Annotated in this window: 11 protein-coding genes, 1 tRNA gene and 1 riboswitch; of the genes, 4 read left to right on the top strand and 8 right to left on the bottom strand. The window is 55.1% G+C overall.

Annotated elements, in window-relative coordinates:
- Positions 1 to 128: 128 nt before the first annotated feature.
- A complete protein-coding gene (gene cobW / locus IG616_RS21115) occupies positions 129 to 1,241 on the bottom strand; it encodes a cobalamin biosynthesis protein CobW (protein ID WP_192150641.1) in 1,113 nt (370 codons plus the stop codon).
- Positions 1,238 to 1,801 carry a bifunctional adenosylcobinamide kinase/adenosylcobinamide-phosphate guanylyltransferase gene (cobU, locus tag IG616_RS21110; protein WP_192150639.1) on the bottom strand — a complete coding sequence of 188 codons (564 nt, stop codon included), beginning with the start codon at positions 1,799 to 1,801 and terminating at the stop codon, positions 1,238 to 1,240. Before cobU ends, cobW begins: the two co-directional genes overlap by 4 nt.
- Before the next feature lie 36 nt (positions 1,802 to 1,837).
- Positions 1,838 to 2,059, bottom strand: a riboswitch (cobalamin riboswitch).
- Between the two features lie 373 nt (positions 2,060 to 2,432).
- Between cobU and IG616_RS21105 the strand changes: the two genes are divergently transcribed.
- Together IG616_RS21105 and IG616_RS21100 are read left to right on the top strand one after the other, a co-directional pair.
- A tRNA-Asn gene (locus tag IG616_RS21105) sits at positions 2,433 to 2,508 on the top strand.
- A 141-nt stretch (positions 2,509 to 2,649) separates the two neighbouring features.
- On the top strand, positions 2,650 to 3,945 hold the full coding sequence (locus tag IG616_RS21100) for a DUF6538 domain-containing protein (protein WP_343072410.1): 1,296 nt from the start codon (positions 2,650 to 2,652) through the stop codon (positions 3,943 to 3,945).
- Here IG616_RS21100 and IG616_RS21095 read toward each other — a convergent pair.
- Complete coding sequence (locus IG616_RS21095; protein ID WP_192150637.1) at positions 3,938 to 4,207, bottom strand: hypothetical protein; 270 nt, start codon at positions 4,205 to 4,207, stop codon at positions 3,938 to 3,940. The genes IG616_RS21100 and IG616_RS21095 overlap by 8 nt on opposite strands.
- A 418-nt stretch (positions 4,208 to 4,625) precedes the next feature.
- Here IG616_RS21095 and IG616_RS21090 point away from each other — a divergent pair, with 418 nt between their 5' ends.
- Positions 4,626 to 6,179, top strand: a complete 1,554-nt coding sequence (locus tag IG616_RS21090; protein WP_192150635.1) for an RNA-directed DNA polymerase — start codon at positions 4,626 to 4,628, stop codon at positions 6,177 to 6,179.
- A gap of 164 nt (positions 6,180 to 6,343) precedes the next feature.
- Here the strand turns inward: IG616_RS21090 and IG616_RS21085 are convergent, their stop codons facing one another.
- From IG616_RS21085 to IG616_RS21075, 3 genes are read right to left on the bottom strand one after another with little or no spacing between them, the layout of a single operon-like run.
- Positions 6,344 to 6,616: a hypothetical protein gene (locus IG616_RS21085; RefSeq protein ID WP_192150633.1), complete on the bottom strand. Its 273-nt coding sequence runs from the start codon at positions 6,614 to 6,616 to the stop codon at positions 6,344 to 6,346.
- A complete protein-coding gene (locus IG616_RS21080; protein WP_192150631.1) occupies positions 6,613 to 6,963 on the bottom strand; it encodes a hypothetical protein in 351 nt (116 codons plus the stop codon). Before IG616_RS21080 ends, IG616_RS21085 begins: the two co-directional genes overlap by 4 nt.
- Complete coding sequence (locus tag IG616_RS21075) at positions 6,963 to 7,874, bottom strand: glycoside hydrolase family protein (RefSeq protein WP_192150629.1); 912 nt, start codon at positions 7,872 to 7,874, stop codon at positions 6,963 to 6,965. Before IG616_RS21075 ends, IG616_RS21080 begins: the two co-directional genes overlap by 1 nt.
- Before the next feature lie 51 nt (positions 7,875 to 7,925).
- On the opposite strand from IG616_RS21075, the gene IG616_RS21070 reads away from it, so the two are divergent.
- The gene (locus IG616_RS21070) at positions 7,926 to 8,426 is read left to right on the top strand and encodes a hypothetical protein (RefSeq protein ID WP_192150623.1); all 501 of its coding nucleotides are present in this window, start codon (positions 7,926 to 7,928) and stop codon (positions 8,424 to 8,426) included.
- A 7-nt stretch (positions 8,427 to 8,433) separates the two neighbouring features.
- Here the strand turns inward: IG616_RS21070 and IG616_RS21065 are convergent, their stop codons facing one another.
- Positions 8,434 to 9,144, bottom strand: coding sequence for a DUF2793 domain-containing protein (locus IG616_RS21065; RefSeq protein ID WP_192150621.1), 711 nt, complete (start codon positions 9,142 to 9,144; stop codon positions 8,434 to 8,436).
- Positions 9,141 to 13,079 carry a baseplate multidomain protein megatron gene (locus IG616_RS21060; protein ID WP_192150619.1) on the bottom strand — a complete coding sequence of 1,313 codons (3,939 nt, stop codon included), beginning with the start codon at positions 13,077 to 13,079 and terminating at the stop codon, positions 9,141 to 9,143. The genes IG616_RS21065 and IG616_RS21060 overlap by 4 nt, the downstream gene beginning before the upstream one ends.
- Between the last annotated feature and the right edge of the window lie 3 nt (positions 13,080 to 13,082).

The following is a 13,082-nucleotide window of genomic DNA, read 5'->3' as shown; positions in this document are numbered from 1 at the left end:
CCCGGCCAAGCGGAGCGCGAGCCGGGACCGGAGAGCCACAGATCTTTTGGATAGACCCCGGCTCACCGGTCCCGGATCTCCGCTTCCGCTCCGTCCGGGATGACAACAATCATGTATAGGCGCGTTGGTCACTCCGCCGCCTCGGCCACAGCCTCGAACAGCGCCTTCACAGCCTCAAGATCCAGTCCTTTCAGACCAATGACCACGAGACGGCCCGACCCGTCTGCCCCGGAGGCAAACCAGGTTTCGACACGCGGGCCCACGGCCTGCACCATGGCAGGCGCCGCCTTTCCCTCGATGGCAACCGCCCCCTTGATGCGCAACACGCCCTTGACGGCCATGCCCTTCAGCACACGGGCTTCCACATCCTTGAGGCTTGCGAAGGACGGAACCGGAATGACGAAGCTCTCGAAGTCATCGTGATGATGATGGTCGTGGTGGTGGTGATCGTCATCATGGTCATGGTCGTCGTGGTCATCATCATGATCGTGGTGATGATGGTGATGCTCGTGCCGGGCTTCCATGTCGTCCTCGGCAGCCGATTCCCGGCCAAGCAGGACTTCGATCGGCAGCGTCCCCTTCTCGGAGGCAACGATATGCACGGAGGGACGCACGTCGGCAGCGATTTTAGCCTGAACCTCTGCCAAGGCATCTGCACTGACCAGATCGGCCTTGTTGAGCACCACGAGATCGGCGCAGGCCAGCTGATCATGGAACAGCTCTTCCACCGGGCTGTCGTGATCCAACGCCTCGTCGGCTGCCCGCTGCTCTGCCAGAGCCTCTTCATCCAGCGCAATCCGCCCTTCGGCCAGCGCGGCAGCATCCAGAACGGTCACCACACCGTCGACGGTCACCTTGGTCTTGACGCTTGGCCAGGAGAAGGCCCGCACCAGCGGCTGGGGCAGTGCCAGGCCGGAAGTCTCGATGACGATATGCTCGGGCGGCGTGTCGCGGGCCAGCAGCATTTCCATGGTCGGCAGGAAATCGTCGGCAACGGTGCAGCAGATGCAGCCGTTGGTCAGCTCCACCACCTCATCAGCGGCGCAATCGGGATCGGCGCAGCCGTTCAGCAGCGAGCCGTCAAAGCCCATGTCGCCGAATTCATTGACGATCAGCGCAATGCGGCGGCCTTGCGCATTCTTCAAAAGATTGCGGATCAGCGTCGTCTTGCCTGCCCCCAGGAAGCCAGTGACGATGGTGGCCGGAATCTTCTGACCCGGTTTGATAGAAGCGACAGTCATAGGGTTACATCCGGTTGATTGGAGGGTTTCATGGTGAGCGGCAGTCCGGCGGCGACAAACACAACGCTCTGGCAAACGTCCGCCATCGCCTGATTGATCCGCCCCTGCGCATCGCGGAAGTCACGGGAAAGCTTGGTCTCTGGCACAAGACCGAGACCAATTTCGTTGGAGACAAAGATGACTGGCCCCTTCAGGTGCCGGACAGTCCGGCAAAGACGCTCAGTTTCGGCTTCGACATCCAGCTCTTTGAAAAAAAGGTTGTTGAGCCACAGGGTCAGGCAGTCGACCAGAATGACCCGGCCTGGACCTGCCTCGCACTCCAGAACGCCGGCCACATCCGTCTCTTCTTCCACCGTGCGCCAGCCGGCGCCGCGCTGCGCCTTGTGCAGGGCCACACGGTCACGGGTCTCCGCATCGATCAATGGGCTGGTTGCCACATAAAGACGGGACAAGCCGCTGTTGAGGGCAAGGGATTCGGCAAACCGGCTCTTGCCGGATCTTGCGCCGCCGAGCACGAGCACGGTCCGGGGAGGCGCTGCCCTTTTCAAGGGATCAGTCATCAAAGGTCTCCTAGCCGTCCACCCGACAGCGCTGGATTGAAACAAGGTGTCAGGCCGGTCTCCTGGCTTGCGGCTCCAACCGGTTCCCTACCCCTTCCCGGCGGATTTCCGCCAGTGGGTTCACATGCAGGGCCCCTTGCCGCTCACAGTTGCGGGGGCAGCCGCGGCTTGGGAGAAGATCTCCGCACCGCATTCCCGTTTCATCCTTCAGCCTGGCAATGCAGCCAAGCGTCAGGAACCATGACCCCTCTTGTCTAGCGGCATCCGTTGCGCCCGGCAAGCAGGCTCTGAAGCGGAAAGCGGCTTCCATCCGTGGCCGATAGGATAAACAGGGCACGGCCCATCTCCCGCGGCACCGCCGCGATGCTGCGGGACCGTGAAACAAATGGGCTTAAATGACGGTCACGCTCTGTATCAGAACCCAAACCGGCAGATTTCTGCTGGCGAAACAGGATTTCCGGTCTCAAAAACATCAGCTAGCCGTTTGAAATCACGAAAGTTTTCCACACCCTCCCCAGCCAAATCCGCATTTCGGTGAAAATATCTGACCTGAGGGGTTGGCAAACCGGCAAAGCGTTTGATATACGCATCTCCATCGACGGGGCGGACACGAGCCGCACCGCTCTGGTGATCCCTGATAGCTCAGTTGGTAGAGCGTTCGACTGTTAATCGAATGGTCGCAGGTTCGAGTCCTGCTCAGGGAGCCACTCTTTCTTATCCCCCACTTGACATAATCCGCAGAATTCCGCCAACCTCGCAACCGCCTGAGTTGTACCGGGGTTAGAATTCTATTCGCCAGGGCACTTTTAGGGCACTTTCTAGGGCACTTTTAGGGCACTTGGGGTCTCATGCTGCCATATAAGCAGTACATCGAAAAACAAGGCGACTGGTATCATTACCGGCGCAAGGTGCCCGCTGCCTATCGCGAGGTGGACCGGCGCAAAAAGGTCAAACAAGCCCTGAAGACAAAGGACGAGGCCGAAGCCCTCGTTCGGGCCGGTGAAATCGACCGGCGTTTGACCGCCTATTGGGCGAGCCTTGTTAAAAGCGGAAGCACCCACGCACCGGACCGTTTTCGCGCGGCTATCGACCTCGCCTCTATCTTTGGGTTTCAATATCAGCCGTTTTCAGAGGTCATCCAGCTTCCGCCGTCCGACTTTGTAAACCGGGCTGTGAAGCTTGCCGAAGTCGGTCCCGATTCCGGCGCAAACTTTCAAGCCCTGTTCGGCACCGCCAAGTTCCCGGAGATACGGTTTAGCGACCTGCTGACCGAGTACGAAAGAATCGCCAAGGACCAAATCAAAGGCAAGTCCGACGATCAGTTGCGCGTTTGGAGAAATCCCCGCAAGAGGGCAATCAAGAACTGGCTATCGGTCGTTTCTGATACGTCTCTGGACAAGACAGACCAATATCAAGCTCTTGAGTTCAAGGACTGGTGGCTGGAACGGCTCGAAACCGAAGACCTGAAATCAGGCTCAGCAAACAAAGACCTCAACCATCTTGCCAAGATGCACCGGGAGGTCTGCAAGTTTCATCGGATCACGCAGAACGATCCGTTCCGGGGAATGCTCTTCCCCTCTGACGAAGAACCCGAGAAACACCCGTTTTCGCGGCCATGGGTACAAGACAAGCTCTTGCCCGGCTTGGCAACACTAAACCCCGAAGCCAGGGCAATCGTCTTCGTTATGGCGTCAACCGGGGCGCGGCCGTCTGAAATCGCCAGATGCGCAGCCCGGAATCTTGTCGTTGACGCAGCAATCCCGCACATCGTCATTGAGCCGGAGCCGGGCAGGAAACTGAAGACAAAATATTCAAGGCGGGTAATCCCGCTTTGCGGCTCCGCACTGACCGGCGCAAAAATGCTGATTGAGTTGAACAGCAGGACTTATAGCGAAAGGACGTCGAGCCTGTCCGCAGCGGTCAACAAATACCTCTCAGAACATAACTTGAGAGAATCCCCAAACCATTCGTTCTACGGGCTGCGCCACACATTCCAGGACGGCTTGACCGCGCTCGACGTTACCGACCGAATGCAAACAGATCTTATGGGGCACAAGTTCGACCGGCCCGTCTATGGCAAGGGTCCGACGCTGGAACACAAGCTGTCCGTGGTCAAGAAACTTGCCTTCAGTCTCATCAGCTAAAGTCGTCGTTTGAGATAAACGAAAAGACAGGGAAGGACGTTTCGCCGATTTCCGCAAGGTTGGCACGAACCTGACGTGTCAAGCTCGTGGTCTTTTGAGGATCGATGGTCCTGCCTCCATTGTTCACGATGACCCTGACGGTAAAAATTGGGTCTCCGTCAAAATCTGTGCCGCGTTCTATCTGAACCGAGACAAGACCTTCCGACGCGAATTGCTCTTGAACGGTCGTATCTATGAGGCTTTCAGCACTTTGCCGGAACATGATGCCTCGCTAATCGCTTGCGCAGCCGAGTGTGAAGATTAGAATCTATAAGCTCCGGCATCAATGAGGTGTTCAAATGCTTGCCCGAACCGCTCTCAGCGCCCTCAAAACAAGCGCCCTCGTCGCAATCAGCCTTACGGTTCTGATTGGTCCCCAGGTGCCGATTATTGTAGCGTTATGGCGCTATTTCAACGCTCACTAATTTCATCGGCCCGGACCTTTTGCAATTTAGATTGTACAAATTCTGGAAACCTGCTTGAGTTGTCGAGGCATACTCACGATTCAAAAATTTTCCGCGCTCGAGAACGCAACAAATCGCAATATAAAATGCCAATAGGTCAGATTTTACACCACATTTCTGAGCAGCAAAAATCGCTGATGGATATAATATTTAATATTTTGCAAGGGAGAAACGAATATGCGGCTTCCAATTGAATATTTCAATTGCGCAGTAGAACACATAGCCGCTCATGGTGACACGGATATCTTTCCCTACCCTCTTGAACTCAAGTTCTTGCAAAATCGGAAAGCAGAAATTGCCGAAAAACTGAGTTTATTAGATCTAAACGACTACCATCCGATGAGTTTGGTTGAGTCCCTTGTTCCCAAATCCAAATTCGGTTTCAGAGCCGCGCATCAACCATTCGCTATTGATACAGTTATTTACACCGCGCTCGTATTACGAATTTTCGACGCGGTTGAAGAGGGGCGAGACCCGCTAGATCACAATCGGGCTTTCTCATACAGAAAAAAACCAGGTCTACACACAGATCTATTTCACGAAGAAAGAACATACCGAGATTGGCTAGAACTAATAAAATTAGAAGTATTTTCCGATGAAAACAGTCACGTAATCAGAACAGACATTTCTGATTACTACTCAAGAATATATCGACACAGATTGGAGAATATACTTATTAGCCTTTCGGGTGATTCTAGAACAGTGAAGAAAATAGAAAGCTTCATATCAGACTGGAGAAGCCGTCAGTCATTTGGCCTGCCTGTGGGGTCCAACGCATCCAGACTTCTGGCAGAAGCAGCCCTAAACGACACCGACATGGGACTTATTTCCGAGGGCTATAATCATACTCGTTACGTTGATGACATGCTCATCTTTGTAAAGAAGGGTCAAGATCCGTATGCGGCTTTGGGCTATCTGGCAAAACAACTCACAGAGAACGAGGGACTAAGCCTAAATATTCAAAAAACAAGAATTCTAACTTGGGATGAGTTTATCTCTTCGAGCACCACCCCCGGAGCTGAAGATGACGATTCCAAAGAAAAATTTGCTACAGAAAAGCTATTTTGGGCCGCGTACGGTCATGACGACTATGATAAAGAAGCCCTAAAAGAGCTTATGCTAAAAGACCTGTGCACAGAGCTAGAAGAACTTCTGAACGAACCATTTTGGGATATGGGGCGCATTAGAATCGTTCTTCACGCGATGCGTTTAGTTAAGAGCGAAGAAGTTGCGAAATACGTTCGCAGTCACCTTTCCGAACTGATTCCATTTGCAAAAGATGTATGTCTTTTGATTGAAGAGTTTATGACTTCGAACATTAAAGGCTTCGAAGATATGAACTCCGAAATTACTGACCTCCTTCTATCCCCTCGAATGCGACCATTAGATTGCGCCAGAGCTTGGTTTTTGGAGTTGGGTGTGCGTAAGCACATATCGTTTGATGCATCACAGATCCGTTTACTAGAATCGTTATCTGGCACCCTTGATCTTAGACAACTACATTTGCTTCGTTGGAGAGCGAAAGATCTAAACTTCTTTAGGTCTAGAAAAACACGTGTTCATGAAATTCAGCCTTGGGCGCAACCGACCTTCATTTTTGGAGCGAGCTGCCTGCCTAAAGACGAATATTCACATTGGCTTAGAAGCATTAAGAGTCGTATTCAGTTTCCGCTAGGTCAAGAATTCGTAGAGTGGTGTAATACAGTTCAAGATACTCAACCACTTGGCTGAATGTTTTATTTCTCTATGACAGCGAGGCATCACGAACTTATCTTATTCCTGCTAAACAATTTGCAAGAAAACTGCTCCAGGGATGAACAGATTGGATAGACGCCCCCCCCAACCCTCCAGACACAAAAAAACCGCGCCCCAAATCGAGGCGCGGTTTTCGTTTCTCAGTCATGTTTTGCAGCCCTCAGAAGAGCCGCCAGCCGTTCGGGCATGACGTGGAACTCTTCACGAAGCTCTTTCAGCTCCAGAACAACCCGTTTCTCCAGATCCTTCAAGAGCCTTTGACTGGCGTAGTCCTTGGCGACCTCCAGGCGGAATTCATGCAATTCCTTCTTCACCGCCAGGACATAGCTGAACAGGAACCACCAAGCCCCGCAGAGCACCACGGCAAGGCCGACCAGCATAGTCACTTGGTCCCACGTGATCGGCCCCGTCATTTCGTGAACCTCGCGGCCATGCCACGCGCCACGCTCTGAACGCCATCGACAAGAAACAGGCTTGCAATGATCGCCCCGCCCCACTCCCGCAAAACCGGCACCTCTGCCACGCGCAAACCAAGGTGAAGCAGGCTATCCAGGCAAACCCCCGACCAGAAATGACCGCTTTCGGCAATCAGCACCTTACGGGCTTCTGCCCGCGCCTGCATTTCCGCTTGGATCTCTTCTTTGACTACATCGGCGGCGATGCGCTTGGTTTCGGTGTCCCGGTCGAGGCGCTTTTCAAGATGCGTCAACAGCCGGTCCAGAAGACCGGCCGACAGCCATTTCAAGATCATGCCGATCATTACGCCACCTCCACGCCGCCAAGCTGGTTGATCCAACGCGCGATTGAATCGCGGTAGCGAATGACAAGCCACAGACAAAGAAGCCCGGCCCCTCCGGCGGCAATCCAGCCCCAGGGCAGACCGGCGAAGAAAGACGCCACCCCAAGGCCTGCAATCCCGCCGCTGCCCGTCACAGTCTCCTTGAGCGCCAAGAGGTCCTTTCTCAGTTGCGCCAGGGTTGCCGGTCCAATGATGCCATCGTTTTCAAGGTTGGGATGCGTCTTCTGGTAGGCAATCACGGCGTCCTTCGTCCGTGTTCCCATCCAGCCATCAATGCCGCCGGGATCGAAGCCGAAACGCTTCAGCGCTTTTTGCACCTCCATGACAACCGGGTCCGGAACCTCCGGCTTTGCAGGGCTTGCCGTCCGCTGATCGCCTTCACGAACCCCGGCATAGTTGCCGGTTAAGAACAAATGCGCTTCTTCCTTGCGGCGGCGTACCAGCCCAGCCACCTTGCACCCGCGCACCGTATTGTAATGGGTTGCCCAATAACCCGCCGCGTCCTTGACCTTTCCCGCGATCCAGAGCCTAGCGGCTTGCCAATCCATGAAGTCAGACCCAAGGTTATAGACCGCAGAGGTTGCCGCATCGAACTGGTGCTGCTTGGCGTTCGGCGGCATCTTGCTGCGGACGGCCTTTTCGTATTCCTCCGAAAGCATCCTCGCCAGAACATCATCACTTTCGGCCTGGTTCATGCGGTCGTTCACCCGCAGTTTGCGGCCATACTTCGCAAGCCACCAAGCAGCAAAAACCTTCGACCTCATGGTGAAGCCGTAGCCGATTGTGACAACCCCGCCCGTATCGCGGTAGCCGCGAGACACAAACCCTTCGTGTCCGGCAATGAATGCCAGACCGCGTTCACTTACTTTCATGGGACGCCTCCTTTCAGGCACAAAAAAAGCCGCTTGCGCGGCTGAGTTGTTTTGCTCACACTCACCTCGAATGAGGAATTTTGGACGTCAGAAGCAAAGCTCATTCTGAAAGCTCTGGATCGCCCTTCCAATCAGAATGTTCAATATTCAAGTATTATAAATGCCCATTCATCTACTCAACACACATTAGATCTCAAGATTTGGCGAGATTACATGGAAACATTTATCTACGGCCTTGTCCTAGCTGGTTTCAGCGCATTAGGAATAGTCGCGTACAAACATCCCGATGGCTATGCGAAACTCTATCCAGTACTCGCTGCCATTAATTTTTTAGTTATGATTACTGATTTGGTCATTCCAAGTATTTATCTTATGGGCGCCCGCAGTTACCACGATTATTATAAAATTAAATCACCATTCGAAGAAGAAATATTTAAAGATATGCTCCCTGATTACGTTGATCAAATATTTTACATTTCTGCAATATTTGCATTTTACTTATCCGTTCTTGTGTTTGTCCCTCATTTTACGGAGGATAAAAATACACAATAAAGCTATGTTATATCTGGGGAACTCTGGGCATGAAGTAGTGAAGTGCAATCCGTACTTTCCCCCCCGTGAAGCTACTCATATTCGCAGTAATGGTAATGGTCGTATCAATGTAGAATGCCTGAGGCCCGATGACCCCTGCGTTTGTCGAACCGGCGGCAATCCCGAGCGCCCCGCCAAATTTGGAAGCCTCGCCGGAAATGCCGCAGTTGTATGAAGTAGCTCCCGTTATTGCCTCCGTTGTCCGCGTTGAGACACCGAAGCAAATGGCCCGGTCAGGTATGACAATCGAACTTGACACGCTTGCACCGGTCAAGGAAAGCTCCTCCTCAACGGTCACAATCCTGCTTTGCGCCCCGTGAAGCGTTGAGGAAACGATAGCCTCCCCCGGCCCGCTCCATGCGCCGTTTCGGAAGAGCGCAAAACCGCCTTCGTCCACCACATAGGCGGACCACCCTGCCCCCGGCGCATAGAAAGACCAAGCCCCATCCCGGTAGCTGGCAATCTTGCCGTCTTGCCCCGCGAAATCACCCGCAGCCCCCGCAGGCACAATATAACGTGCACCGTTTGCAGGGCTTACCGGCGCATTTTCTTGAGCTTGCGACAAGACCGACAGTTGAACAATCGCGTCGAGCACCCCGAGGGCCTCGTTGTGGGTGACGTGTTTCTGGCTTTGAGCGGCTGCAATTTCCGGCAAGCTCAAGATCGGAGTTGTTGTCATGGCTGATAGTCCCCCTGATAAGTCGATGTTGCGGCCGTGCCGCGTCCGTATGTTGCGGAAACTTGGAAAACCTTGAATGTAAAGCTTTGGCCTGTTCCGCCCAGATCCGCGACCTGATCAGCGACCGTATAGGTCGCCGTCTCAGCCGGTACGCTGAAGGTCCGGACCAAACCGCCGTCATTCCAGATTTCGACATCGTAGGCTTCGCTTGCCTCGCCTAGGGGAACGTCTTCCGTTTCCCAGCCATCACCGCCGATCCGGGTGCGCCGTATCCAGGACAGAACAACATCACCGCCAGCTAAAGCCCTTGCTTTCAGATGCACAGGCGACAAAGGGCGTTCGCCCCGCCCCGTATATGTGAAGCTATATTCAGCAAAGGCCTCACTCCCGATTGCCGCGTTCGCAGGCCCCACTTGCCAATTCAACGGCAAGCCAACTTGCCCCCGGTCCAGACCGGATTGAATTGCTCCGCCAGACAGAACCACGATGCGCGCGCCGTCAGGTGCCCCCATTGCGTTTTCGCTGCCCCGCTGCCCCCGCAGCAGCCGGGTTAGGCGATAGGTCTGCGAAGCGATCAACTCGGCATTCGCGAATTGCAGCAACTCCCAATCGCCGGAAGCCGCTTGCACCAAGAGCGCGTTTCCGCCTGCCAAAACCAATTGATCGTCCAGGCTTTGAAGCGTCCCGCTCACCAGTTCGACAATCAGCCCGTTTGTCATATCCCAGCGATAAAGCGGCCCCGGCGGCAAATCCCCTACGAGTGCGCCCAGCAACCCCGCCGTTTCCAGCGTCCCGCGCAACACAAAGCCGCTGTCGGAAGGACTGGATAGAAACACAAGGCCCGGCCGGAACGGCAATTGAAAGCCGGTCATATAGCCTTCCCAGGCATTGTCTGTGTCACGCAACAACGGCCCATCAATGAACACGCCAAATGCCGCCGCCGTTTCTTTCCGCTTGCTTGCCGTTGGTGCCCGGCTGGCTCCCCCGGCAGCTTCCGAGGCAAAGCCGTCATAGCTTCGCGCCGTGACAGAGCGCCCCGCGCCGTCCCGAATGGAAGTGAGCCGCATCAATTGACGCCGCCCCGCATAAGTCAGGCCGACGATATCGCCAACTTCAAGATCAAGTGTGCTTGGCGGCGCTTCAAAGGTTCCGGTCTCACGGCTTGCCCAAGCATCTTGAAGAAGGTTCTCTGCCAGCGCCTTGAACCGCTCATAGTGCATGACAATCGGCAGGGTACCGACTTGCACCCGATCACTCGTTACCTCTTCCAAGAGACCTTCGCCCGTGACGGTCTGGAAATCACGGTAGCTGTCAAAGCCGGTCAGGCGGACGGCACGCGGCAACTCGGTTTGCTGCGCTCTTGTGATCTTGGCAAGGTCCTTGTCCTTGCCTTGCTCGACAAGTCCGCTGGTGGTCAACTCGCGTACAGCGGGACGGCTGCGGCGCAAACGCGCTTCAATACGCCCGCCCGATTCCAGCGCGTCGAAAAAGAAGGTCTGCCCGAGCGTTTCCAAAACACTGCGGGCGCTGGTCACATTGTCGATAATGAAACCATCGGCAACGCCCGCGAATTCAGCTGTATCAAAATCGGCGCTCTCGGTAAGACCGCTTTTCGATAGCATCATACGAGCCACGCCATCGGCAGGCGCACTGCCGAGCCGTCCCGAAAGCCAGTGACCCGTCTCAAAATTCCGGTAGTCCGCCCAAATGTCACCATCGACAGGAAAGGACGGAAAAGGACGCACGTCCCAAGCCCAGGCGAACATATGGCCCGTATCCACCATGCGCCCGCCGTATACTCCGGAGACCGGATTATTGCCGCTTGCTGCCTGCCAGTATTCGACGGTTGCTCTCAGGAAGCGCCGCTGAATCAGATCGTCGCGAACGCCAGATGAAAAATGGGGAACTTCGCTTTCGCTCGACTTCGGATCAAAAAACACATTGGGCTGATTGCTGCCCTTGTCGATTGCGGGACACCCGAACTCGGTAAACCAAATCGGCTTGCCTTCAGGCACCCAGGCACTTGCGTTTGCCGAGCGCACTCCGCCGATCCGGTCATAATGCGCGTTTAGCCACCAGTTGCGGAAGTCCTTTTGGCGGAAAATCCAATCTTCCCCATAGGCGGTATCCCGGATTGGCGACCTGATCTGATTCAGGCGGTCTGCATCGCTGGCATAGTACCAGTGGTAGAGTTCGCCGCCTTCAATATTGCCTTTGAGGTAGTCGGTTTTATAGATCGACGGCGAACCTGCCGAACCGTCGCCATGGTCCAGATGCCCCGCGCCGTCCCGCCAATCCGACAGCGGCATATAGTTGTCGATGCCGATAAAATCGATTTCGGCATTGGCCCAAAGCGCGTCCAGATGAAAGAACACGTCGCCAGAACCATCGTTCGGCCGGTAAGAATGATACTCGGACCAATCCGCCGCGTAGCCGACATTCGTCGCGCCGCCAACGATTGAACGCACCTCGCTTGCCAAGGTAATCAAGCCGTCCACGAACGGGAAGCTGTTCCCGGCCCCGCGAATGCTGGTCATTCCTGGCATTTCGGACCCGATCACAAAGCTATCAACCCCACCGGCAGCTTGCGCGAGCATCGCAAAATGCAGGATGAACCGCCGATAGGACCATTCAGCCGGACCAGAATAGACAACAGCGCCGCCGACCTCCGAAAAATGCCCGGCACCGGCAGACCCGAGAAAGGCGGCAACTTGAGTAGCTGCCGCTGCCGTCTTGTCCGGCGTTCCGCCTTGACCGATTGCGGGATTACAGGTGATTTTCCCACGCCAGGGAAATGCCGCTTGCTCGCCTCCCCCGTATGGGTCCGGCAAACCGTTCCCGGCCGGAATGTCCATCATGACAAAGGGATAAAGCAGGACTTTAAGTCCACGCGCCTTCAAGTCCTGAATTGCCGCAATCAGGCTGGCGTCGTCTGGTGACCCGCCAAAAGCCGGTTTGCCATCGACATAACTAACCAGCGTTGCCGTATCCCGGCTAAGCCCTGCGACCTTCCAGCTAATCGGGGTCGTCGTCTTGAGGTATTCGGTTCTTGGCGCGATGGAGCAACTTTCACACCTCAAGTCACTTCCGAACCAGGCGGCGACCAAGGCAACGGATTGAACGCTGGGCGCGACCGCTTGCAAAAGGTCAAGCGAGTGCTCCCAATCGGTTTTCGCAACAAGCGTATGGCGGTTGTTGTCAACGGTGCTTGCATTGCCGCTTACATCCTTGACCAGTTCCGGCGAATAGCCGAACTCAGTGGCTCCAGGAAGCAGGCACACGCCCGGCAAAATCTCTTCTTCATAACCAACGCTCCGGATAATTTCGAAGGTCAGTTGCGGAATCCGGTTGCCATAATCAGCCAGGGCGAAGTCTTCAAAAACAACATAGGCAAGACCGCGATAGGCTGGAACGTCCGCCGTTCCCTGTTTCGCCTGAATGAGAGGATCAGGCCCTTGCGTCTCCGTGCCCGTGTAAACGCGAGGGCTGAATTGGGTAAGGTCAAGCTCCTTCCCGTCTGCCCATATCCGCAAGATTTTTGAAATCGGCCCCTCACACAAGCCAATCGCAAAGTTCGCTGAATAGGCGTAGCTCGTGGTTGTGACTTTGGCACCGCCACCGCCTTTCCCGCCTGCTTTTTGCGTCGACGTGGATACAGTCTCGGTCAAGGCGGTTGCCCATATCACTTGCCCGGAAACCCGTGCCCAACCGGCGATAATAGGAATCGCCGCGCCTTCGGTCGAAGACAGCACTTGCAGGCTTTCGAGCCGCTGCCCCTCGACATGTTGCGAGGATGCCCCGCCCGAGAACAACCACCCGTCAATCAGCGACCCGCCCAGGCTCGCTGCTGTCGTTATGGCCGACGCAATAATACCGGTTGTGCCGGTTGCGCCGACAAGAGCCGACGCAGCCACACCCAATAGAAGTGTTGCCATGCT

The organism is Roseibium litorale (assembly GCF_014842915.1).
GTDB lineage: Bacteria > Pseudomonadota > Alphaproteobacteria > Rhizobiales > Stappiaceae > Roseibium > Roseibium litorale.
The sequence above is the reverse complement of the archived record's forward strand: the minus strand, read 5'-3'. Positions and strand labels throughout refer to the sequence as shown.